This is a genomic window from Roseibium sp. SCP14 (assembly GCF_040329475.1).
In the GTDB taxonomy this organism is placed as follows: Bacteria; Pseudomonadota; Alphaproteobacteria; order Rhizobiales; family Stappiaceae; genus Roseibium.
Map to the genome: position 1 here is coordinate 1,362,178 of NZ_JBDZYH010000001.1, position 23,866 is coordinate 1,386,043.

Annotated in this window: 20 protein-coding genes and 1 tRNA gene; 7 read left to right on the plus strand and 14 right to left on the minus strand. The window is 57.6% G+C overall.

The window, feature by feature from the left end; genetic code table 11:
- Positions 1-4 precede the first annotated feature (4 nt).
- Positions 5-1,576, plus strand: a complete 1,572-nt coding sequence (gene xseA / locus ABLQ08_RS06280; RefSeq protein WP_352940260.1) for an exodeoxyribonuclease VII large subunit — start codon at positions 5-7, stop codon at positions 1,574-1,576.
- 110 nt (positions 1,577-1,686) lie between these two features.
- Positions 1,687-2,274, plus strand: a complete 588-nt coding sequence (locus tag ABLQ08_RS06285; RefSeq protein WP_352940261.1) for a DUF805 domain-containing protein — start codon at positions 1,687-1,689, stop codon at positions 2,272-2,274.
- Positions 2,275-2,372: 98 nt separating this feature from the next.
- On the opposite strand, the gene ABLQ08_RS06290 is transcribed toward ABLQ08_RS06285, so the two are convergent.
- From ABLQ08_RS06290 to ABLQ08_RS06310, 5 genes are all read right to left on the minus strand, one after another.
- Positions 2,373-3,743 (minus strand): TRAP transporter large permease, encoded by a 1,371-nt coding sequence (locus ABLQ08_RS06290; protein ID WP_352940262.1) that lies wholly within the window; start codon positions 3,741-3,743, stop codon positions 2,373-2,375.
- Entirely contained in the window at positions 3,740-4,384 is a 645-nt protein-coding gene (locus ABLQ08_RS06295) for a TRAP transporter small permease subunit (RefSeq protein WP_352940263.1), read from the minus strand. The genes ABLQ08_RS06290 and ABLQ08_RS06295 overlap by 4 nt, the downstream gene beginning before the upstream one ends.
- A gap of 86 nt (positions 4,385-4,470) precedes the next feature.
- Entirely contained in the window at positions 4,471-5,487 is a 1,017-nt protein-coding gene (locus ABLQ08_RS06300) for a C4-dicarboxylate TRAP transporter substrate-binding protein (RefSeq protein ID WP_352940264.1), read from the minus strand.
- Positions 5,488-5,722: 235 nt separating this feature from the next.
- Complete coding sequence (locus ABLQ08_RS06305; RefSeq protein ID WP_352940265.1) at positions 5,723-7,120, minus strand: sigma-54-dependent transcriptional regulator; 1,398 nt, start codon at positions 7,118-7,120, stop codon at positions 5,723-5,725.
- Positions 7,117-8,970, minus strand: coding sequence for a sensor histidine kinase (locus tag ABLQ08_RS06310; RefSeq protein ID WP_352940266.1), 1,854 nt, complete (start codon positions 8,968-8,970; stop codon positions 7,117-7,119). Before ABLQ08_RS06310 ends, ABLQ08_RS06305 begins: the two co-directional genes overlap by 4 nt.
- A gap of 294 nt (positions 8,971-9,264) precedes the next feature.
- Between ABLQ08_RS06310 and ABLQ08_RS06315 the strand changes: the two genes are divergently transcribed.
- The 3 genes from ABLQ08_RS06315 to ABLQ08_RS06325 all read left to right on the plus strand — a co-directional run bounded on the left by ABLQ08_RS06315 (position 9,265) and on the right by ABLQ08_RS06325 (position 14,562).
- Entirely contained in the window at positions 9,265-10,098 is an 834-nt protein-coding gene (locus tag ABLQ08_RS06315) for a universal stress protein (protein ID WP_352940267.1), read from the plus strand.
- A 114-nt stretch (positions 10,099-10,212) separates the two neighbouring features.
- Positions 10,213-12,948 carry a bifunctional acetate--CoA ligase family protein/GNAT family N-acetyltransferase gene (locus ABLQ08_RS06320; RefSeq protein WP_352940268.1) on the plus strand — a complete coding sequence of 912 codons (2,736 nt, stop codon included), beginning with the start codon at positions 10,213-10,215 and terminating at the stop codon, positions 12,946-12,948.
- Between the two features lie 84 nt (positions 12,949-13,032).
- A complete protein-coding gene (locus ABLQ08_RS06325) occupies positions 13,033-14,562 on the plus strand; it encodes an MFS transporter (protein ID WP_352940269.1) in 1,530 nt (509 codons plus the stop codon).
- Positions 14,563-14,600: 38 nt separating this feature from the next.
- Here the strand turns inward: ABLQ08_RS06325 and ABLQ08_RS06330 are convergent, their stop codons facing one another.
- Together ABLQ08_RS06330 and ABLQ08_RS06335 are read right to left on the minus strand one after the other, a co-directional pair.
- Entirely contained in the window at positions 14,601-16,268 is a 1,668-nt protein-coding gene (locus ABLQ08_RS06330) for a thiamine pyrophosphate-binding protein (RefSeq protein ID WP_352940270.1), read from the minus strand.
- A 250-nt stretch (positions 16,269-16,518) separates the two neighbouring features.
- Entirely contained in the window at positions 16,519-16,899 is a 381-nt protein-coding gene (locus tag ABLQ08_RS06335; RefSeq protein ID WP_352940271.1) for a hypothetical protein, read from the minus strand.
- Positions 16,900-17,026: 127 nt separating this feature from the next.
- On the opposite strand from ABLQ08_RS06335, the gene ABLQ08_RS06340 reads away from it, so the two are divergent.
- A complete protein-coding gene (locus ABLQ08_RS06340) occupies positions 17,027-18,577 on the plus strand; it encodes an AAA family ATPase (protein WP_352940272.1) in 1,551 nt (516 codons plus the stop codon).
- Here the strand turns inward: ABLQ08_RS06340 and ABLQ08_RS06345 are convergent.
- From ABLQ08_RS06345 to ABLQ08_RS06355, 3 genes are all read right to left on the minus strand, one after another.
- Positions 18,574-18,894, minus strand: a complete 321-nt coding sequence (locus ABLQ08_RS06345) for an AzlD family protein (RefSeq protein ID WP_352940273.1) — start codon at positions 18,892-18,894, stop codon at positions 18,574-18,576. The genes ABLQ08_RS06340 and ABLQ08_RS06345 overlap by 4 nt on opposite strands.
- A complete protein-coding gene (locus tag ABLQ08_RS06350; protein WP_352940274.1) occupies positions 18,887-19,573 on the minus strand; it encodes an AzlC family ABC transporter permease in 687 nt (228 codons plus the stop codon). The genes ABLQ08_RS06345 and ABLQ08_RS06350 overlap by 8 nt, the downstream gene beginning before the upstream one ends.
- A 128-nt stretch (positions 19,574-19,701) precedes the next feature.
- Complete coding sequence (locus ABLQ08_RS06355; RefSeq protein WP_352940275.1) at positions 19,702-20,538, minus strand: sulfite exporter TauE/SafE family protein; 837 nt, start codon at positions 20,536-20,538, stop codon at positions 19,702-19,704.
- 256 nt (positions 20,539-20,794) lie between these two features.
- Here ABLQ08_RS06355 and ABLQ08_RS06360 point away from each other — a divergent pair, with 256 nt between their 5' ends.
- The gene (locus tag ABLQ08_RS06360) at positions 20,795-21,361 is read left to right on the plus strand and encodes a DUF3291 domain-containing protein (protein WP_352940276.1); all 567 of its coding nucleotides are present in this window, start codon (positions 20,795-20,797) and stop codon (positions 21,359-21,361) included.
- A 17-nt stretch (positions 21,362-21,378) separates the two neighbouring features.
- Here the strand turns inward: ABLQ08_RS06360 and ABLQ08_RS06365 are convergent, their stop codons facing one another.
- The 4 genes from ABLQ08_RS06365 to ABLQ08_RS06380 all read right to left on the minus strand — a co-directional run bounded on the left by ABLQ08_RS06365 (position 21,379) and on the right by ABLQ08_RS06380 (position 23,591).
- Positions 21,379-21,864 (minus strand): hypothetical protein, encoded by a 486-nt coding sequence (locus ABLQ08_RS06365; protein WP_352940277.1) that lies wholly within the window; start codon positions 21,862-21,864, stop codon positions 21,379-21,381.
- Positions 21,865-22,017: 153 nt separating this feature from the next.
- Positions 22,018-22,094: transfer RNA gene (locus ABLQ08_RS06370), tRNA-His, on the minus strand.
- A gap of 192 nt (positions 22,095-22,286) precedes the next feature.
- Positions 22,287-22,802, minus strand: a complete 516-nt coding sequence (locus ABLQ08_RS06375; RefSeq protein ID WP_352940278.1) for a phasin — start codon at positions 22,800-22,802, stop codon at positions 22,287-22,289.
- A gap of 402 nt (positions 22,803-23,204) precedes the next feature.
- Positions 23,205-23,591 carry a phasin gene (locus tag ABLQ08_RS06380; RefSeq protein ID WP_352940279.1) on the minus strand — a complete coding sequence of 129 codons (387 nt, stop codon included), beginning with the start codon at positions 23,589-23,591 and terminating at the stop codon, positions 23,205-23,207.
- Positions 23,592-23,866: the final 275 nt, after the last annotated feature.

The following is a 23,866-nucleotide window of genomic DNA, read 5'->3' on the forward strand; positions in this document are numbered from 1 at the left end:
ATCAGTGTCCGAATCCAGCTCCAACGTCGCCGAATTTTCCGTTTCCGAAATCTCGTTTTCCATCAAGCGCACCATGGAAGACGCCTTCGGATATGTCCGTGTGCGCGGAGAGCTGGGCCGGATTTCGAGACCAGGGTCCGGACACATCTATCTGGACCTGAAAGACGACCGTGCGGTGCTTTCCGGCGTTATCTGGCGCGGCGTGGCTTCCAAGCTGAAAATTCAGCCGGAGCAGGGTCTGGAAGTGATCGCCACAGGCAAGATCACCACCTTCCCCGGCCAGTCGAAGTACCAGATGGTCATCGACGCACTCGAACCTGCCGGCGCAGGCGCGCTGATGGCGCTCTTGGAAGAGCGCAAGAAGAAGCTCGCCGCCGAAGGTCTGTTTGCCGAAGAGCGCAAGAAACGCCTGCCCCCCATGCCCAAGGTGATCGGCGTGGTCACCTCGCCGACGGGTGCGGTCATCCGGGACATCCTGCACCGCATATCCGACCGGTTCCCGATCCATGTGCTGGTGTGGCCGGTTCGCGTCCAGGGGGAAACATCGGGTGCGGAAGTTGCCAACGGCATACGCGGCTTCAACGCCTTGCCGACGGATGGTTCTATCCCAAGACCGGATCTGCTGATCGTTGCCCGGGGCGGTGGAAGCATCGAAGATCTGTGGGGTTTCAACGAGGAAGCCGTTGTCCGCGCTGCCGCTGACAGCCAGATCCCGCTGATCTCGGCCGTCGGCCACGAGACTGACTGGACACTGATCGACCTTGCCGCCGATCTCAGGGCCCCTACCCCGACAGGCGCCGCCGAAATCGCCGTCCCGGTGAAGGCCGAGCTGATGGCGATGGTCGATGACCGGTCGCGGCGGCTGAACTCCGGCCTCGTGCGCTTTGTCACCGGGCGGCGGACGGAACTCCGGGCTGCCAGCGCCGCTTTGCCCGCTCCACGCGATCTTCTCGCCTTGCCGCGACAGCGGTTTGATACAGCCGCAAGCAGCCTGGAACGCGGACTGATCGTCAATACCAAACATCACCGCACATCCTTCCAGAACGCGTCCAGCCGTCTGTCTCCAATTCTGCTTTCGCGGCTCAGCTCGAAAGCCCGGCAGGATCTGATCGTTGTCAGCGATCGCCAGCAACGAGCGCTGCAGGTCGCTGTCAACCAGAAACGGCAGGCTTATGCTGCTCTTGCAGCACGCCTTACCCCTGCCCGGCTCAGCCAGCAGGCCGTGCTCGGCAAGGAACGGCTTACAGGACTGGCTGACCGGCTCGACCGGGCTTACCTGTCGCGCCTCACGCATGAAACGGCACGCCTGGATGGCTTGCAGAAACTTCTGAAATCACTTTCCTACAAGGATGTTCTGGCACGTGGATATGCGGTCGTGCGCGATGACAGCGGTCAACCGGTCCGCTCGGCAGCGTCCGTCGCCTCAGGCGCTGCACTTTCCATTGAGCTGGCAGACGGGACGGTGGATGCTGTTGCCATGAGCGACAGCGCGTCCTCCAAGCCGAAAAAATCGAAACCGAAGAAAAGCAGTGGCCCTGTCCCCTCCGCACCGGAAGATCAGGGCAATCTCTTTTAAAATTTGAATGGTTTTGTACGCCGTTTTTTGACCTACTTGCTTTCCGCAATCTTAAGACACCTGCCCTAGCGTCAAATTCAGTTTTGACGTTTGTGCGGGGCACTTGGACTATGCAGCAAAAGCAATTTGGCAAACGCGGTCTGGCGCAACGGACCGTGCCGCAGGTAAGGCAGCGGCAATCGGATTATGCACCGGGACCGGCAATGCCCGCTTATGCCGCCGCTGGTGGCGGTTCCGTCTCCTTCGGGCAAGAAGACGATTTCTCGATCGCCAAAGCGTTGGGTTTTGCCTTTGGTCTGTTTTTCAGCTTCAAGGGCCGGATTGGCCGTGCGCAGTACTGGACGATCGGTATTTTCCGCTTTGTCCTGACAATCGCCGTCCTCTTTTCGTTTGCAAACCAGCTTCCGAACGGGGCGATGGAACTCTCCGAAGCAGAACTCGGTATGGCGCTGTTCACGACCCAAAGCGGGCTGATCCATCTGGCTATTTTTGCTGTCCTAACGCTTTCATACTGGTCGCTTGAAGTCAGGCGGAGCCACGACCGGGGCAAGTCCGGGTTTTATCTCCTGATCATGTTCATCCCGATTGTCGGGTCTATCTACGCACTTTACATCTTCATCATGAACGGTTTCATCCCTGGTACGAACGGGCCGAACCAGTTCGATTCCGTGCAAAGTCAGGCGCATATTTTCGATTGATCTTACGGGGGAGCGTCCGCGCGATCAGCTTGAGGCAGAAAAAACGCCACTGGGGAAATCTTCCAGTGGCGTTTTTCTTGAGCGCTTGTCTGCTCGCGTTATCCCATCAGCGACGGCAGGATCGTGATGATCGACGGAAAGGCCAGAAGGCCGGCAATCGTCAGAACATCGGCGACAAAGAACGGGATACATCCTCGGAAGACTTCCTGAACCGGAATGTCGGGACGCACACCGGAGACCACGAAACAGTTCAAGCCTATGGGTGGTGTTATCAGACAGAGCTCCGCCATCTTGACCACCAGGATACCGAACCAGATCGCACAGGCTTCTCCGGACATGCCGAAGGCGCTGTCCGCAGCAGAAACGCTTTCACCGCCATTAAGTGCAATCACCGCCGGATTAACGACCGGCAAGGTCAGGATCAGCATGCCGATGGCATCCATGAACATGCCAAGCACCGCATAGGCCAGCAGGATGCAGATCATCACCACCCATGGCGAGAACTCCAGGCCCACGATGAAGTCCTTGAACGCATCGGGAAGCCCGGCGAAGCCCAGGAAGCGCACATAGACGAGAACGCCCCAGATCAACGTGAAGATCATGACGGTGAGCTTGGCGGTTTCATGCAGCGCCTGACCAAGCTGTTTGGTCTTCATACCCTTGGCAAATGCTACGACAAGAACCACGAAGGCTCCGAGAGAGCCCGCCTCGGTCGGGGTCGCCAATCCGAAGAAGAAAGAGCAGAAGATGATTGCCACGACGGCAATGATCGGCAACGTGCCTGGTACGCTCTCGATCCTTTCCATCCAGGAGTAGCCCTTGACCGGTGGCGCATCGCCCCGCCAGGCGGAAACGGCGACGATGATGCCGACATAGATCAGCGCGGAAAACACACCGGGCAGGAACCCTGCAATCAGCAACTTGCCAACGGATTGCTCCACCAGAATGGCGTAGATAACCAGAATGGCGGATGGCGGGATCAGCGAGGCCAGCGTGCCACCGGCAGCCACCACGGCGGATGAAAGACGCTTGGAGTATCCCGCGTTGAGCATTTCCGGAATTGCCACGCGGGCGAATACGGCAGCGGTCGCGACGGACGCCCCCGAAACAGCGGCAAATCCGGCGGTAGAGAAAACGGTTCCCACGGCCATTCCGCCCGGCAGCCAGCCGAGCCAACGCTTTGCCGCTTCGAAAAGCTGTTTGGTGAACCCCGCATAAAAGGCGAGAAAGCCGATCAGAATGAATGTCGGCAGAACCGACAAGGCATAGGTCACCGATTTCGAGTGCGGGATTGTTCCCGCCATCTTCAACGCGACGAAGAAACCGCGTTCAAAGCCCATTTTCATGGAAAAATGGATGATCAGGCCAACAAGGCCGGTAAAGGCTGCCGCGAAGGCGACCCGGACACCGAGAACAACAAGGACCAGCAAAACACCGGTCATGAGGAGGCCAACTTCGAACGGGGTCATTTGGTCTCTCCTTCTGCAACTTCTTCACCGAAAGCTTCTTCGATTTCGTGCTGGGCGACTTCCTCGACGTTTTCGATCACCGGCACCGCCACAGGTGCACGCGACGGATCGGCAACGAGGCGCGCGTAGCCATAGATTTGCATCAGAAGACGCAGGAAAAGCAGGCTGAAGGCCACCGGAACCATCAACTTGGATGGCCAGGTCGGCAGGCGGATATCCATGGTGCTGTCACCGATGTTCCAAGACCGGTCGAAGTGGAACCAGGACCCCCAGATCAGCAATGCGATTGTGAAGGCAATCAGAATGACCCCGATCATCTCGCAGATGTAAAGCGCCCGGCCATGGAGTTTTCCGAGAACGATCTCCATACGGATATGTCCACCGACGCGCTGGCAGTAAGCAATACCGGCGAAAGCGAAAATCGCCATGGCCTGTTCGGTGATGTCGATAAAACCTGGAATTGGGGTGTTGAAGAAGAGACGCCCGAAAACCTGGGCAACCGCCAGCAACATCAAGGCCAGAATGGAGAACGCAGCGAACATGTTGAAGGCGTTTTCGACATGGCCAAGCCAGCCGTCAAAGCGAATATAGGTGGCCGGACGTTCCGCGCCGGAACGTCCGCCAGTATCAGTTGTCATCATGAGTGTCAGCCCCGAGCAGGGCCTTCTGGCACAACGCATACGCTTCACGCGCCAGAAGGCATTGAGGTCAAGCCAGCTTTAAGGGCTTATTGCGCGATGGTCTTCTTGACCATGTCGAGCAGTTCCTGAGCCGGAAGGCCGTTGGCGGTCTGCTCTTCAATCCATGCATCGTGGATCGGGCCAGCTTTGTCGGCGAATGCAGACAGTTCCTCGTCGGTGAACTCAACCTGCTGGACGCCGCGGCTTTCCAGTTCAGGCCACCACTTGTCGTATACCTTCGCGTAGGTATCAAGATAATGGGCGAGTGCCGGATCGACGGACTCGTCAAGCGCTGCTTTGAAATCGTCCGGAAGTGCTGCGTAAGCGTCTGTGTTGACGACGATCGGGCAGTGAACCGTGCCCGGGTTCAGGTTCTTGGTCCACCAGTCGGCAACTTCCACTACCTTGAAGGCCAGATGCGCATGCGGAGCAAATCCGGCGGCCTGGACGGTTCCGGAATCAATTGCCTGATAGGTTTCAGACGCAGTAACGGATGTTGGCACGGCGCCAACAGCACTCATCAGTTTGCCGAGACCGCCCAGCGCACGCACACGCATACCGTCGAAGTCGGAAATCGACGCAGGAGCATCGCCCTTGCCGGCAAAATTGTACTGCGGCATCGGTGACGGCATCAGCAGTTTGGCGTTCCAGCGTCCCAAGTCCTTCTGAACGGCAGGGTGCTCATAAAGAGCCTTGGAGACCTTGACCTCGGTTTCCAGGTCATTGACGCCCAGGAACGGCAGCTCAAGAACAGTCAGAGTCGGGTTCTTGTCGGCATGATAGGAAGCGCAGAACTGCGCCATTTCGAACGCGCCGAAAGAAATACCGTCGAGGTTTTCGCGGGATTTGGAAAGCGCGCCACCATAATGCAGTTTGATTTCGAACTTGCCGTCGGTCTTCGCGGCCACTTCTTCGGCCAGCTTCTCGACATGTTCGGTGAACGCCCGGCGCTTACCCCAAAGCGAAACGTTCCAGGTTACGTCAGCAGCAAAAGTTTCGGTAGCAAATACAAGCGACAGCGCGGCCGCAGAAACCGCGGTTGCGGACTTGAGTGAAAAGAGCATGCAATCCTCCCAGATCATTTTAGCCCCATTCCCTGGCCACTCAGTCTGAACGCGTATCGCGGAACAGACCCGAGCCAAGTCGCGGGACCACAAGCATGACCCGTGCCAGATTGCGTTGACAACAGCTGAATGAGAGAAATTTGCGTTTCTCAATGCCGCATCCTGATGATGCTGCAGCGCATCTCGGCAAGATCTTGCCGATCCGGAAGTCGCATCGGCGGATTCTCGCCGACGGTCAGTCTTCCGACGGCTCCGGCGTTCCTGCCATCTCCCGGCTCAGTCCATGCCTGGTCATCTTTTCGTTCAAGGTACGCCGGGGAAGATTGAGTTCTCTCATCACTTCCGCGATATGCCCGCCATGCCGGCGCAACGCCCCTTCGATGAGACTGCGCTCGTAGGCGTCCATCAATTCCTTCAGGCCGCCGTCGACCGGCTTCGCACCGGCATTTCCGCGTCCGGTCACCAGCACTTCCAGAGGTTGTGGACTTACCCCTGCATTGAGAACGAAACGCTCGGCTGCATTGCGAAGTTCGCGCACGTTTCCAGGCCAGGAATAGGTCTGCAGGAAAGCTTCGTCCCGAGCAGTGGTTGCCGGACTGTCCATTCCGTACTGAACCGCAAACCGGTTCAGGAAAGTGTCGAACAGGAGCAGGCTGTCGCGCCCCCGTTCACGAAGTGGCGGCACCGTGAGTTCGATCGTGTTCAACCGAAACAACAGGTCCTCACGCAATCGTCCCGACCTGACGGCGTCCTTCGGGTCCATGTTTGCAGCACTGATCAGGCGGATATCGACATCGACAGGACGGGTTCCGCCGATCCGGTCGACTTTCCTTTCCTGCAACACCCGCAGAAGCTTTGGTTGCAGGCCGAGGGGCATGGACACGATTTCATCGAGAAACAGGACACCGCTATTTGCCGCCTCGATCCGGCCGACACGCTGCCGGTCCGCCCCGGTAAAGGCGCCTGCCTCGTGGCCGAATAGTTCTGCCTCGACCATCGTCTCAGGCAGCGCCGCCGCATTGATCGCGGCGAAAGGCCCATCCTTCCGGTGGCTGAAATCATGCAGGGCCTGTGCGATCACTTCTTTGCCGGTTCCCGTCTCACCGGTGATCAACACAGCTGCATCCGTTCCGGCAAAATGCAGGATCTGCTGCCGGAGCGTCTGCATGGCGGGGCTGTTACCGATCAGACGGCTCTCCAGTCCGGCGCCGTCCGAAATCTGTGATTTCAAGGCCCGGTTTTCCATAACCAGGGTTCGCTTGTCGCATGCACGACGGACAACTTCGGCAATGTGATCCGGGTCGAATGGTTTTTCAACGAAATCATAGGCCCCGGCGCGCATTGCCTCGACCGCCATCGGAACGTCGCCATGACCGGTGATCAAAATGACCGGCAGGTCGCGGTCCAACTCGCCAATGCGGCGCAACAGCGAAACGCCGTCCTCACCTTCCAGCATCACGTCAGACACGACACAACCGTCGAAGCCGGCAGAGAGTTTCGCCATGGCCTCGTCCGATGTCGCAACCTCTCGCGTGGCGAAACCGGCAAGTCGTATCCACTGCCGAAGAGCTGCCCGCATGGACGGATCGTCATCAACGATCAATACGGGGGTCTTGTCCAAAGGTTCGGTCATTCGGCAGCTTCGGGTTCCTGTCCGCGGTTCCGGTTGTGCTCGGAGGTTTCGCTGGCCAAGGCCGGCAGGAAAAGCTCGAACAAGGCTCCTTTAGGCGTGTTCGCCCTGACTGACAAGCTGCCGCCCAGGTCCTCGGCAAGGCGCATGGAGATTGCGAGCCCCAGTCCCATACCGCCGGAACTGGTCTTGGTGGAAAAGAAGGGATCGAAAATACGCTCGCGCAGATCATCAGGGATCCCGGGGCCGTTGTCTGATATTTCAAGCAGCGCCTGGTTCCCCGCGAGACCGGCCACCAGCAGCACTTCGCCTTCTTCTTCAGCGGCGGCTGCATCTGCGCCATTTCTAAGCAGATTAACCAGGATCTGCTCCACCCGAAGAGGCGCCGTTTCCACCTCGAGCGGCTGATCGGGAAGCAGCAGCTTCAGGCAAACACCGGTTTCCTCGAAACTTGGCCGAACGATTTTTTCCGCCGTGCGAATGCTCTCACGAAGATCGATGTTCTCAATCCGGCTTTCGCCAGGCCGCGCGAAACGCTTAAGTTCCTGGGTCAGGCTGGCCATGCGCATTTGAAGGGAATCTATCTCGTTGAGATTTTCCGACGCAGTCCGGGTGTCGCCTTTTTCCAGAAACTTGCGCGTTCCGGCAACGAACATCCTGAGCGCCGAGAGCGGTTGACTGAGCTCGTGCACGACAGCAGCCGACATTTCGCCGACTGCTGCCAACCTGTTGGACCGCGCCAGGCCCCTCTGGGCCTCCAGAAGCTCACTCTCCACCCGGCGGCGTTCCTGAATTTCTCCAACAAGACGCGTGTTCAGCTCCTTGAGGTCAGCCGATTCCTGACGCAGCTGGACCGAGGTCTTGCGCAATCTGCGGCCGCGCAGAACCAATACGATGACCAGGTAGATCAGGCAGAGCGTGATTGTCGCCGCCCAGATCGGCAGCACACTCTTGCGGGTCTCTTCGACAGGAACCAGAAAATGCAATGTCCAGCCGAGCAACCCGACATCAGCCGAGTTGTGACGGAACGATTTGCCGCCAATCGTGACCAGGTCCTTTGTGTGCAAGGACTGTTCGCCGACCGGTTGCAGAGTTTGTCCGCCATATTGCCGTGTGGCGCTGATTGTCTGCCGGATTTCCTCCGGCAGTTTCGCAAGCGTGCTGTAGCGCCACTCCGGATGGCTTGAAAGAAAAATCACGCCGTTCGCGTCAGACGCAAAGACGGTCTCCCCGCCTTCCGCCCAGGCCTCTTCCAGAGGCCGCATGTCGACCTTGACCACAGCCACGCCCAGAGGCTGCCCGGAGACCGGGGTTGGCCGGGCCAAAAACAGTCCGGGCTCCCCAAGCGTTGCTCCAATTGCAAAGAACTGGCCTTCCTGGCCATTGATGGCGGATTTGAAATAGGGGCGAAAGCCATAATTGCGGCCGACCAGAGACAAGGGGTCCTGCCAGTTGCTGGCCGCCAGTGTGGTACCTTCCGCGTTCATCACATAGAGAAGATCGGCTCCGGAATTTTCCGCCATTTCTTCAAGAAAACGGTTGGCGCTTTCCACCGGCTGACCGAGCCCGAGCGCCGAGGTGGCTCTCGGGTCCCTGGCGATCATGTAAGGCAGATACCGGTATTTTTGGTATTCGCCCAAAATGGTCTGTCGATAGAGCGTCAGGCGTTCGGCGGCCTTGCGGTCAGCACTGTCCTCGTCCAGATCCATGAACAGCTCGACCAGCACGAACGCCGCAACCACCATGAGCAGGGGCGGCAATGCAAGATAGAACCAGCGATTGGAGCGTTTTTCGGTCATCTCGATCCGTTTGGCGAGGCTCTGTTCACTTCGACCTCTTCTTCGTCGCGTCATGGACGTTCCCTGTTATTGCGTATTTTCCCGGCCATCGCCAGCAGTCGACTTTTGCGGGGATTTGAATTGATACGCGTCAAGGACGCCAGCAATGCGTGTTATGTAGAATTTTGACAAGGGCGGACTCTCGACATCCGGAGCCGATCCGGTTTTGAATGCTGAGACAAATTTGCCTGCGTTTGTAAAACGATAGAGCGGGATTCTCCGATCTGGCTGTTCAAGGTTGCGACTCAGATCGATTGGATGCTGCTCTAGACTGGTTCGATGCAATGTTGCCGCCCTTAGGAGGGATACATGCCTATTAAAGATATTCTGACCGTCCTTGATCTTGCCGGGGATCAGCCCGCAGCGAAATACGCACTGGAATTCGGCCGCAACTACGATGCGCATGTCACCGGACTGGCGGTATCTTTCGAACCTGTCGTCCCCGCCTTTGCGGCCGCGCCCATGCCGGTCGATTATCTTCAGGCTGCGCACGATCAGGCTGTTGCGGCTGCCAATGAAGCCAAGAAGGAGTTCGACGAGCTCGCCCGTCTTGCAGCCGTCAACAGCGAGAGCCGGCTTGCCGAGATCCTCACCGGTGGCCCGCTTGAAAATGTTCTTGTTCATTGCCGTCCGACCGACCTGGTCGTAATCGGCCAGTCCAATCCGGACCAGCCGGAGCCGATGCGCGAACTGCTGATCGAAACGATCCTGTTCGAAAGCGGCGCTCCGGTTCTGCTGGTACCTTATATCGGCAGCACCGCATTCCAGCCGCAGAACGTTCTTGTCGGCTGGGACGGCAGTTCCACCGCAACCCGCGCAATCCATGCAGCCCTTCCGGTTCTTGAAAGAGCCACCAACATCACCGTTCTGGTGGTAGAGAAGAAGTCGTCTCGCGAAAACGGCCAGCCGGGAGCCGAAGTCGCGAACTATCTCGCCCGCCACAACATGAACGTGACCATCGAAGTCATAACCAATCCGCAGACAGGTATCGGCGACACGGTGCTGAACTATGTCTCGGATAACGGCAACGATCTCGTGGTCATGGGTGGCTACGGCCATAGCCGCATGCGCGAGTTCCTGTTTGGCGGTGCAACCAAGGAAATTCTGGAAGCCATGACCGTTCCGGTCCTGATGGCACACTGAGGAATTCCGGCGTGAACACCACCCGCGGGCCGGACATCTGGTCCGCGGGTATTTTTGTCTTATGTGTCTGAGTGTCCCGGTGCTGTTTCCGGCTCCATGGAAAGGACCACCAAAGTGACCATTCGCAATCTCGAAGGTTTCTTTTCTCCCAAAACCATTGGCGTCATCGGACCGTGCCGTCACGCCGGCGTCCTGACCGGCAAGCTGATCGAGTGCCTTCAGGACATCGAAACCGGACACAGGGTGACCTTGATCGGGATTGCCGAAGACGTACCTTTCAAAGGCCAGAAGGTGTCCGGGCTGGACGAGCTGGACCAGATGCCGGACCTTGCGATCTATCTCGCCAAGGCGGAAGCGCTGCCTGAGACAATCGAAAAACTTGGAGCAGGCGGAACCCGCGCCGTCCTCATCCCCTCGCCTGGATATGAAGTCTGGCCCGAACCGCTTATGCAGACCTGCCGAGAGGCAGCCAGAAAAACCAATCTTCGCATGATCGGCCCCGGAAGCCTTGGACTTGCCGTTCCCTCCAGCAAGCTCAATGCGCTTTTGAGCGCTGAACCGCCCACCAAGGGCGACATTGCGTTCTTTTCCCGGTCGGGTGCAGTTCTCAACTCAACCCTTTCCTGGGCCAAGACGCACAATACCGGATTTTCCGCCGTCGTGTCTCTTGGCGCTCGGATCGATGTCGATCTCGGCGACCTGATCGATTATTTCGCGCAGGACTACCGAACCCGTTCGATCGTCCTGCACCTGGAAGGCATCGCCTTTCCCCGAAAGTTCATTTCAGCCGCAAGAGCGGCGGCGCGCAGCAAGCCCGTGATCGTGATCCGTTCAGGCAAGAGCCTGGATACCGGCGGAACCGGAAGAACCCATGCGGGACGTCTTGCAAAGACCGACCTTGTCTACGAGACGGTGTTTCGCCGAACCGGACTTTTGCGCGTCTACGATCTCGATGAAATGTTCGAAGCCCTGGAAACCCTGTCGCATATCCGGGTTCCACGCTGTAACCGGCTGGCGGTGATTGCCAATGGACGAAGCCTAGCCAGCCTGGCGGTGGATCGGCTGACGGACCTCCGCGGAGAGTTCGCTGACCTCAGTCCGCAGACACGCGCCGATCTTTCCGACCTCAGCCGTGATTTTCCCGACCTGGACGAAACACCCGCAGCAAACGGGTCTGTCATTTTGCGCGAGAGCGTCACTCCGGAAGAAATCACGACGGCCATAACCACCGTTTTGAAGGATACACAGGTCGATGGTGCACTTGTGCTGCAGGCTCCGAGCGCCTTCCAGCCGCAAAAGGTGATTGCCGATGCAGTCGTCAAGGCTGCCACGACCGACCGTAGGCGCACAGGACGCCGGAAGGCTCTGGTTGCCGGACTGATTGGCGGAGACGGTGTGATCAGGGGAGAATTGTCGGCGGCAAAGATCCCCAATTACGCCAGCCCGGCGGAAGCAGCCCGCAGCCTCATGCATCTGGCGCATGATGCCCAGGCGCGAGAGTTTCTGATGGCAGCTCCTCCCAGCCTGCCGACAACTTTTTCGCCGGATGTCAGCAGGGCCCGCTCCATCGTTGAAAAAGCCCTCGAAGAGGGGCGAAGCTGGTTGAGCCCGCATGACGTGTGCCAGGTTCTGGAAGCTTATGACCTTCCCATCATGGCCACCGAAATGGCGACGACCGCCGAGGAAGCAGCCAGCCTGGCGCGGCCATTCTTCGAAACAGCAAAGCACTGCGTTGCAAAGCTGGTTTCCCCCGACCTGCCCTTCAAGTCCCAGATCGACGGTGTCCGCCTGGGCCTTGAAAGTCCTGATGCGGTCAAGGCGGCCTCAGAAGAGCTGATCAGAAACACTCGACGAAATTACCCGGATGCCCGTATTGCCGGGATTTCCATTCATCCGATGCTTGAGGACCGTCACGGTCTTGAGCTTTACATGGGACTGGCGGAAACGACTGACTTCGGCCCGGTGCTGGTCTTCGGACACGGCGGAACATCCATTGAAGAAAGTGAAGACATTGCGCTGGAACTGCCGCCGCTCGACCTCAATCTCGCCGAAGCCCAGATAGACCGGACGCGGATCTCCCGCCTGCTGGAAGGTGGTCCCTCACGTCCCGCGCTCGACAAGGCCGCGATTGCCGAGGCTCTTGTGAAGCTGTCGCAGATCACCATCGACATTCCCGAGATCCAGGAACTGGACATCAATCCGATTGTCGCCTTGCCCTCCGGATTGATTGCTCTTGATGCCCGCATGACGCTTTGTCATCCGGAAAAGCGTCCTGGGCGAACCGGCGGCTCCCGACTTGCGATCACGCCTTACCCGCAAGAATGGGAACAGGAACTGACGTTGAAAAACGGGCGAAAGGTTTTCGTTCGCCCGGTCAGGCCTGAAGACGAAGATCTGTTCAAGGCGTTTTTCGAAGCGGTCACGCCGGAAGATCTACGCCTGCGCTTTTTCGCCCCGGTCCGTGACTTCAGTCACCGATTTCTCGCGCGCCTGACGCAGCTCGACTATGCAAGAGCCATTGCTTTTACCGCCGTGGACCCGGACGACGGCCGAATGGTCGGCGTTGTGCGATTGCATGCAGACCCGGATCACCAGACAGGTGAATATGCGGTCATGGTCCGCTCGGACCTGAAGGGGACCGGCCTCGGCTGGGCTTTGATGAAACTCATCATCCAATATGCCAAGGCTGATGGGATCGAAGTTATCAAGGGCGAGGTTTTGAAGGAAAACACGTCGATGATTTCGATGTGTCAGGCACTGGGTTTCTCGATTGGCACGTCCCCGGATGACCCCGGAATCGCACTGGTAACCCTTCCGGTTACCGGTCTTTCCGAAGATGAACTGGCGTAAGCCTCTCATTTGTAAACGATTTACCCGGTTGTATTTACCGTCTTTCCTACCGTAGGGTAACTCCGACGGCATCGGGAGGGGCGTATGGATGGCAAGGCGAAACGTGTTCTGGCGGCGGTTTCAGTGCCGGCGTTTGTCATTGGAACAGACTTTACCGGTGCCATGCTCCTGGTCACACCAATCGAGCGGGAATATTCCGTCGACATCACGACCACCCAATGGGTTCTGAATGCCTATGCCCTTGCCTTTTCCATGTGCCTTGTTTCCGGAGGGCGGCTTGGCGACATGTTCGGTCATCGCCAATACGTTCTTCTGGGTCTTGGCATATTCGGCGCCGCCTCCTTGGGGTGCGTCCTTTCTCCAAACGTAACCTTTCTGATTTTTGCCAGAGCCCTACAAGGTATCGGGTCGGCCTTCATATGGCCCTGTCTCCTGGCCCTGGCCGCAACCTGCGTGGACGAAGACGAACGCGGAGCCGCCGTCGGCATACTCCTGGGAGCCGTGGCGAGTGGAAATGCCATGGCGCCCTTCATAGCGGGAACGCTTGCCGAAATCGGCGATTGGCGCGCCTTCTTTGTGTTCAATGCGGTTTTCGCGTTCCTTTCGGCCGCGCTCATGTACCGACTTGTCGCGCGCGAAACCGAACATGCCACGGATGAAAAGGTGGATTTTGCCGGCATGGTAACGTTGGGAATCGCGGTGTTTTGCCTTTTGTTCGCAATGGATCTCGGCGCGGACTACGGATGGACCGGACTGGTCACAATCGCCCTGTTCAGCGTTGCGCTTGCCTGCTTTGCGCTGTTTCCATTTGTGGAAAGCAAGGTCAAGGACCCAATGGTTCCATTGCCGATGATGCGTAATCATCAGTTCGTCAGAACGCTCGCGCTCAATGGCCTGCCTGCCATCGTCCTGTTTCTGTGCATGCTTTATCTGCCGCAATACATGCAGAAAGTATTCGGCTGGTCCATCTTCTGGGGTTCCCTCGGCATGTTATCGCTCGGCGTACCGATATCCATCATGAACGTTGCAGTCGGCAACTACTACAATTCTGTCGGTCCCAGGAAACTCCTGGCGATTGGTCACGTCTTTCTGATTATCTGCTGCATCCTGATGCTGCTCATGAAGGAAAGCTGGGGCTACTGGGGGCTTGTTCCGGTGATGGTGACAGTGGCGGTCGGTGGCGGACTCGCCTTCGGACCTGCCGGAACTGCTGCCGTCAATGCTGTTGGACCGAAACGTGCAGGCCTCGCCGGTGGCCTTTCCTTCATGTTTCACCTGGGGCTCGGGGCCATTGGCATTGCCTGTGCAACCGCATTGATGTTTTCAGCGGCAATACGGCAGGTCGCCAGCACGCTTGCGTCCGCAAATCTCACGCTGTCTCAAAACGACATGCGGCTGCTTGCTGCAGGGACGCTGGAAGATCCGGCAATCAAATCCATTCTCGCCCGCTTCAGCGGGAAGGAAGCAGACGTCATTGCAGAAGCGGTTCGCCAGTCCTTTTCTTCCGGACTGCACTCCGCCTTCTGGTTCGGGCTGGCAATTGCAGTCTTCGGCCTCGTCCTTTCGCTCAGCATTGATGAAAGCAAACTGAGAAGCGATCAGGATGCAGGGTGACCGCTTCTTCTTGGTGCCCATCGAAACTATTTGTGCTTTTAACGCTGCGCTTCGGCCGCCGCGCGGATCTGGCTGAGGCTTGCTGCCGGGGTGATGGCTTCCGGGTCCAGTTTCAGGTGCAGAATTGCCGGCATTCCTGACGCACGCGCACGTTCGAATGCCGGGCCGAATTCCTCGGTCGTCTCAACGGTTTCACCATATGCGCCATAGCTTCGGGCGAGAGCCGCAAAATCCGGATTGACGAGTTTGGTTGCAGACGGTCGTCCTGGATAGGTACGCTCCTGGTGCATGCGGATCGTGCCGTACATCCCGTTGTCGATTGCAAGCACAATGATATTGGCACCGTCCTGACAGGCCGTGCCGAATTCCTGCATGGTCATCTGAAGGCAACCGTCACCGGCAAAACACACCACTTCGCGGTCCGGGAAGGTCAATTTCGCAGCAACAGCGGCGGGCAACCCATATCCCATCGAACCCGAGGTCGGAGCCGCCTGAGTTCCATAACGGCGGAAACGGTGGAAGCGGTGCAGCCAGGTCGCATAGTTGCCCGCGCCATTTGTACAGACAGCGTCTTCCGGCAGGTTGGCTTCCAGCCACTCCATGACACCGGCCATCTGCAAGGCGCCGGGAATTTCCGGACGGGCGCCAGACCAGTCCAGATACTCGCGATGCGCCTTTTCCGCTTCGCCAGCCCCCTTGATTTCATTCGACGGCTGCAGACCTTCCGCAGCCCGGCAAAATGCCGTCGGGCTGGAATGAATGGCCAGCGTCGGACGATAGACCCGGCCGAGTTCCTCGGCATCGGCATGCACATGAACGAGCTTTTGCGCCGGCGTTGGAATGTCCAGCAACGAATAGGACTGGCTCGGCATTTCGGACAACCGGCCGCCGACCAGAAGGATCAGGTCCGAAGACTTGATCCTGGCAAGCAGCTTGGGGTTCGCACCAATACCGACATCGCCAGCGTAGTTGGCATGCAGATTGTCGAACAGCATCTGGCGCCGGAACGAACAGGCGACCGGCAGGTCGAACCGCTCCGCAAAGCGGGTAAAAGCCGCGACAGCTTCTTCAGACCAGCGGCTACCGCCAAGGATTGCAATTGGCCGCTCGGCCGCCCATAGGCGTTTTTGCAGATCGGCCATTTGCGCGAGCCCCGGATGGGTTTCCACCTGTTGCCAGGACGGCGGCTGTAAAACAGCGGCCGTTTCCACCAGCATGTCTTCCGGCAGCGCCAGGACAACCGGGCCCGGTCGTCCGGACGTTGCCACGTGGTAAGCGCGGGAAATGAACTCCGGGACACGGTCTGCCTGATCGATTTCAGCGACCCATTTGGCGATGCCGCCAAACATCTGCCGGTAATCGACCTCCTGGAAAGCCTCCCTCTCGCGCATGCCACGCTCGATCTGGCCGATGAAGAGGATCATGGGCGTGGAGTCCTGGGCGGCAACATGGACGCCCGCTGAAGCGTTTGTCGCCCCCGGTCCGCGGGTCACCATGCAAATACCAGGTTTACCCGTCAGCTTGCCATGGGCATCTGCCATCATGGCCGCCCCGCCTTCCTGGCGGCAGACGGTCACCGGGATGGAAGCATCGTGCAAAGCGTCGAGGACCGCGAGATAACTTTCTCCAGGCACACAGAACACGCGTTCCGCGCCGTGACGCTCCAGCGCCTCCACCAACAATTCGCCGCCGGTTTTCTGGTCCATGTCCCGTTTCCTGATCTGAAATTCGCTCTGTTCATTCTATACCGTATGAAAGACCGGCTTGTCAGAACTCAAAACCAGATTAATTCGCAATGACTTCATTCCATTTTGGAAGAAACTTGCAATCTTACAAGCGTCGTACCTGTTTCACGCCATTGCGGAAGGTACATTCCGCAACAGATGAGCAGGGACGTAAAAGCAAAAGCGCGGAAAACCCGCGCTTTGTTGTCAGTGATGCAATTGGCAAACGATGTCAGATCGACTGAACAGTCACCACCTGGAAGGTATGCATTTCGCCGTCCTCATCCTTGATGGATACATATTCACCCGGATTGAAAGCATGAGCACCGAAGCGATAACCGGCTTCATCATCATCATCGCCGTCAATGTCGTAGTGAAAGGCCCAGGAGCCTCCCGGGCGGTGGATCAGGTGACCGACCTCGTCACCCTCGTTGCCCCAGAACCGGCGCACACGGCAGGTATCGCGGGTCTTCTTCCAGAGCTCCGCATCAATATGGCCCGTTTCATCCAAAGGCGCGGTGAACTCATATCCATGTTGCGCAGAACCTTGCGGGAATTCCTTGGTCCGGGCCAGGTTCAACCTGATCTTTTTCAATGCCGGATATTCGCTCATTGAGCCCTCCTTTGCTGACAAATCAGCTAATCTGTGCCACATCGCTGACACCTCTCATTGAGAAGGATCAAATCGGCACGTTCGCGGTTGCTGCAAACTCGAAATGACGTCAGTTACAGGACGACACATGACATACGCCCCAACACAAAGTGACGTTTTCGATTTCCTGAAGCAATTGCCTTCAGACGACCCGACCCGTCCCGCAGCGGACCGGATCAATACTCACGCCAACGTCATCTTTCTGATCGGAACAAAGGCCTTCAAAGTCAAACGGGCGGTCAGATATCCATTCCTGGATTATTCTACTTTGGCGCTTCGCAAGGAAGCTTGCAACGCCGAGATTACCTACAACAAGCCCAATGCGCCGCAGGTCTATCGACGGGCATTGCCGATCACGCTCGAAAGAGACGGACAGTTGGCACTTGCCGGAAACGGAGAGCCGATTGAGTGGGTCGTTGAAATGAACCGCTTCGAACATCGCAACGAGCTTGACGCCCTGGCGAGGAAGGGACCGTTTGAGGACAGTCTGTCCGAACAGCTTGCGGAGATGATGATTGCGGCCCATGACGAGGCTCCCATTCGAAGCGGTCAGGGGTTCTATGACGAGCTCGCAACCTATGTAGAACAGAATGACGCGGCATTTCGCGAACATCCGCAACTATTTCCCGCCGACAGCATCCGTCACTTGACGGAATCGTCCCGCTGCGTGCTGGCATCGCTTCAGCATCTCCTTGTGATGCGGGGAGATGACGGCCTAGTGCGGCGCTGTCACGGGGATGCCCATCTTGGCAACATCGTGATGATCGACGACAAACCGGTCCTGTTCGATGCCGTCGAGTTTTCGGACGCGATCGCCACCGGTGACGTGCTCTACGACCTGGCTTTTCTGTTGATGGATCTTTGGGAGCGCGGCCAGAAACGATCCGCCAATCGAGTTTTCAACCGCTATCTCGACCTGAGTCGCCTGGGCAGTCATGCCGAAGCTCTCGCCGCCCTTCCGTTTTTTCTGATGATGCGCGCAGCCATCCGTTCGAAGATCGCGGCAAGCGCCGCGCTTGCGCAAACCGATGAGACACAGCGACAGGCGTTACAAAAGCAGGCGCAAACCTATTTCGGTTTTGCGACGTCATTTTTGGAGCCGTCCAGGCCGCGCCTTTTTGCTATTGGCGGTCTTTCGGGAACCGGTAAAACAACCCTCGCCTATTCCCTGGCTCCTGACATCGGCCGAGCTCCGGGCGCCAGGGTTCTGCGCACCGATGTCATGCGCAAGCGGCTCCTGAGCATTCCGGAAACGAAAAAAGCACCGCCCGAGGCCTACACGCTCGAAGCGTCGACGAAGGTCTACCAGGAGATTGACAGTACCATTCAATGCGTTCTGGCCGCCGGGCATTCAGCGGTGTTTGATGCCGTGTTTGCCGCCGAAGGCGAGCGAACAAAAATTGCCGAGATCGCAAAGAGGGTAGAAGCGGATTTTTCCGGCCTGTGGCTGACAGCCCCCACCAACACCCTTAAGGCGCGCGTTGCAGAGCGTTCGGGCGATGCCTCGGATGCAACGGGCGGCGTTGTCGACCAGCAACTCGGCTATGATCTTGGCAAGTTGACATGGACGGAGATCGATGCCGGAGGCAGCAAGGAAGATACTGTTCACAGTGCCCGTGCTGTTCTGAGCTCCGGCTAGAGACCGGTCGCCCTGAGGCCTGCGGCAACGGCCGCCGCGCAAAAGACGGCGATGTATTCCTTTTTCAAGCGGATCTGAGCAGCCGCTGCCACGATCAGGCAAAGGCCGACAGCGAGCCCACCCTGAAGGATAATCGGCAGGATGGTGGAAACGATGATCGCACCGGGCAGAGCCTCCAGTCCACGGCGAACCCTTGGCGTGATCGGCACCTTGCCCATGACCCAGTATCCGCCTGCCCGTAGCGCATAGGTGACCGCGGTCATGCCGAGTACGACCAGAATGAACATCGTATCGGCGGAAAACGCCCCCTCAGTCATCAAGATAGGCCCCCGCCAGCGCTCCGGCGACCGCCCCGGTGAATATGCTCCAATAGCCACCGACGATGGCCCAGGTTACGGCGGCAACACCGCCCGCAACGAGCCAGCTGACTGTTTGACGCTTGCCTTTCCAAAGCGGCACCAGCAAAGCGGCGAAAAACGCCGGCAGAACCACATCAAGCCCGAAAGTTTTTGGATCGGATATCAGGCTGCCGGCAAAATACCCCGGAACGACCGAAAGCGACCAGATGGACCAGACGAATACTCCGCTGCCCAGATAGACGCCCCAGTCCCTGGTTCCCTTGTCGTATTCGGACAAGGTCAGAAGCCAGTTGAGATCGGTCAGAAAGAAAAGCGCCGGGTATGTCTGGTAGGATGGCACCTGACCCAGCCAGGGCCGCAGGCTTGCGCCGATCAGCAGCATGCGCATGTTGACCGCGCCGGTAACCCCGACCATGGCGATGAGTGTCCCCCAGCTAAGTGGGGCGCTGTAGATTTCCATGGCAACGAACTGGCTGGCACCGGCAAAGACCAGCGAGTTCATCAGCACCGTTTCCAGAAAAGTCAGCCCCTTTTGAGCGGCCACAGTGCCGAAAACCGCACCAAGCGCTATGATGCCCGGCAGCACAGGAACGCACATAAGGGCACCATGGGTGCAGCCCTTCAGGCTGAGGGTCACATTTTTTTCAAGCATTTCTGACCAAGAGTGTCGAGGCGCAAGGATCTGCGACCTGAAAGAGCGTCACTATCCCCGAAAACTGGTCCGAGAACCAATGAAACCTTTTGATTCACCTATCAAGAGCGCTGTTACCAGTACTGGATCGCCACGTCATAAATCATGCGAAGGCCGGTGAACCCGAGAAACAGCGCGAAGATGAGCTTGAGTTTCGAAGGATCGATGGAATGCGCGATCTTGGCCCCGAGCGGGGCGGAAAATGTGGAGGCGGGAATGATCAGGACAAAGCCGATCAGGTTGACGTAGCCGAGTGAAACCGGCGGACGGCCATCGACGTCAAAACCGAAATAGAGCGACAGCAATGTTCCCGGAACGGCAATGATCAGCCCGATCGCCGCTGCGGTGCCGACCGCCTTGCGGATCGGGTAGTTGAACAGGGTCAGCGTTGGCACGCCGAGTGTCCCGCCACCAATGCCCATCATCACCGAAATGCCGCCGATCAGAAAGCCGAGCAGCTCTTTGACCGGGCTGCCGGGCAATTTGTCTGCCAGATGCGATCCATCCTTGCGGAACATCATGTTTGCGGAAACCGCCAGGGCAACGACCCCGAAGACAAGCGTCAGCGCGCCCCCTGAGATGTTACCGGCCAGGGTAGCACCAGCGACAACGCCAAGCGCGATTGCCCACCACCAGCGCTTCAGTAGATCCATGTCGACACTGCCGCGCTTGTAATGCGCAAGCGTGGAGGAGGTGCCCGTTGCCAGGATTGTCGCCAGCGATGTGCCGACCGCAACATGCATCAGGACGTTCTGGTCGATCTTGAGTGCGGTGAACATGTAGTAGAGCACCGGCACGATCACGATACCTCCGCCCACTCCCAGAAGACCTGCGATAATCCCGGCCACGACACCAGTTGCCAGAAGGGAGAGAGCCAACAGGCCGAGGGAGAAAAGGCTGAGATCTTCCACGCTGAATTCCTTGTATTAAGAGTAGAACTCGAAGGCAGGCAGGAGATCCTAGGAGCGGCAACCCTTCGGATTTCCTCGCGCAGGCGGGCCAGATTCGGCTGCGGGAGCAAACAATCTGAAGAAGTCCGTACCTCAGCCCTGACAGTTTTTCCAGCCGGTTTCGCGTTCAAACTGTTTTAACGCTGCTGCAAACCCTTGAAGTCGCCCCAAATTGCGGACAGTGTGTCGGGACGCATCACCCGTCATGGGAGGAGAAATGTCCGGTCACTGGCTTGCGCTCTATACATTCGCCCAGTTCCGCACCCGAGCGGACGACCCGGCGAATGACGACTTCTTCTTCAACGAATCTGCCATTTGGGCGGCTATGGAACGCGCAGACGGATTTATCGCCCGTTCCGGCTATGACGGTGACCAGGGACCGGAAAGCTGGGGTGATCAGGTCTATCCCAAGTACTGGATGGACAATGGCGATGGCTGGGCGCCTTCCACGATTTCTCTTTGGCAGAACCTGGAATCCGCGCTTGCCGCGGTCTATCTCGGACCGCACGCAGAACTCCTGCGTCTGGGGCACCTGTTTGTGAAGGATGCGGAAGATTATCCGCCCTATGTGTTGTGGTGGGTACCGGCAGACCATCAACCGGACTGGTCCGAAGCTATCGAGCGGCATGAACTACTGGGTGACAATGGCCCGAGTTCTGATGCCTTCACCTTCAAGACCGCTTTTGACCCCGACGGGCGAACCACAACCGTTGATGCAAGGCAGTCGAGAGAGATTGCGGGACGTAACCGGCTGCGCTCGGATCTGCCGAAGCAGGTCCAGTAACCCCAGCTAACGGCGCATCAACTCCCGGAAGCGGGTTCGCGATCCTGCCGTCGGCAGCCCCGCAAGGCATAAAGACTATCCGTGACCATGGCTCCGGCCTCTTCAAAAGCGGTTGAGGTCACAGCGGGGCCAGCTGAACGTATGCTCTCCGCCACCTGTCTAAGATCGACCAGATTCCGGTTCAGTTCGGTCAGCTGTTGTTTCAACGCTCCGTCCTGTTGCAATTCAGGATTTGCAAGCCGCTCGGAAAGCACTTCGATCCGCTGGTCCAAAGCCACCAGACGTGTTTTGAACTCGGCCGGAGAAATCTGCATCTTCGAGAAGGTTGCTTCGGTGATCGAAGCCGCGATGCGGGCGCCTGCCGTATCGGCACGGTTGAGCACGACAACCACCAGGACACAAGCTGCGATGACAAGAATGGAGGTTGCGTTTATCAGTGCCACCAGGAACTGGCCCGGTAGCCGTTTCAATCTGGTGCCGATACCTGGAGAGTTGCTTGTCATTGGCATTTCCCTTCTTGATGGGCTGCATTCGATCTTGAAACCCAATCTATCGGAAGTGCAGTAACAAAGGGTTGCCGGTGCGCGGCAAACGCACGCAAGGCGATAAAGCGGGAACCTGGCCACTCGGTGGTTTTGAAACAATGATTTGTGAAGTGGTACAGACGGGTGGATTCGAACCACCGACCTTCGGAGCCACAATCCGACGCTCTAACCAACTGAGCTACGTCTGCTTAAGGTCTTCAAAGTGGCGCGGACCTTACTCGCCCCGACCGCCATTTGCAAGGGCGTCTTCTAACCCTGTTTTTTCCAACCGGCAAGCGTGAATTTCATGAAAAATTCTGGCCTGTTGAAAAGCAAATGCCCGAGGCGTTGCCCCGGGCATTATATCTGATTTTGCGCTTCAAAAACGCGTGTCAGCCGAATTAGTTGACTTTCAGGTCCTTGAAGGACTTTTCCACGGCTTCCTTGACCGGAGCGGAAACGTCGGTACCGAGTTTGGTAGCAAGTTCCTGCATTTCTTTGGTCTGGGCGCTCAGGGCGTCAAACTGCTGACGCGCGAAGCTGGACTGCAGCTCGATAGCTTCTGCAAGTGTCTTCACGGACATGATGTCCTTGATGAAGGAGAACGTTGCGTCGGCATTGGTTTTGGCAGCATCCACAGCCTTGTGGTTGAATTCCACAACGCCCTGACGGGAAGTTTCGAAAGTGTCTTCCATCAGATCGGTTGCGTCTTCAGCGGCGGTTTTCACCTTTGCGTATGCTTCGCGAGCATTTTCAATGCCTTTTTCCGTCGCTTCACGGAATGCAGCCGGGACTTCCATTTTCGGCAGTGCGAAAGCTTCGAAGTCCGGGAAGGTTACACCAGCCGGAGCAGCTTTTGCTTTGGTGGCGCGTGCTTTGGAAGCCGGTTTTGCGGCAGTCGTATTGCTGTCTGTCATGATCTCATCTCCTAGAGTTCGGATGCGATCATCGGTTCAAATTCATTCCGCCGGGACATTTGCCGGCGGACCCTGTCGTCATCCGCTGACCCTTACATAGTGCACTCTTTGTTGCATTGCAACATTTTTTTGCACTGCACAATAGAGCTGCCGTTGGGGATCGCTGACATTTCCGGTTCCATGCGGTCGTCGTCGTCTGCAGCAAACCGAAACAGAGACCGGCAAATTGCTGACCAATCCCGCTTTTCAGGGATATCTGCGACTGACTGGAACTTGTTCAGCGAGAAAAGACTACAATCTCATTGCGACCAAAAGATGAATAATGAAGGGACGCAATCACTAACAATGCCTGCAAAACATCAGCGCAGGGCGTTGCCGCCCTGCACGCTCTTGTAGGCTGGTTTACTTCTTCTGCGCTGCCTTGGCTGCGTCCTGGACGGCCTTGGTCGCCGAGTTCGAAAACTCGCGCGCCTGCTCACCCAGAGCTTCCATCTGACCACGCAGATAGTTCTGCTGAAGCTTCATCATATCTTCTACATTGTCGGCCTTGACGAGTTCCTGCGCGAACTTGAAGGCTGCGTTGACATGCTCTTCCGCATAGGTCAGCGCTTTCTTGTTGGCATCGGCAGCCCCGGCCTGAACCGCGTTCGCACTGTCCTCGACATTGGTGACTGCCTTGTGGGTCGCTCCCATGAAGTCGTCAAATGCCTTGCGCGCCTGGTCGACGCTCTTCTCGGCAAAATCGCGCATTTGCTCAGGGACTTCGAAACCGGTGTTGTCTTTGCTCATCTCAGCGCTCCTCAGGTCGCAGGCAGATTGCAGGTTGCATCGCCTCGGATGCTCCATGCCAAAAGTTCGTAACATGGAGATGGCTATCCGGCAAACTAATCGCTCCGGATCCCTGCCCTATCAATTTTCGACTTCCTGCATCAATCCAGCAAAGGAGAGTAAGGACAAACCCGCAGAGACAGGGCGTACACCAGCCAAGGTTTTTGCACTTCTTTGCACAGGTGATTAAATCTCTGAAAGCATAATTTTAGGAGTTCACCTGCCAAGATTAACCA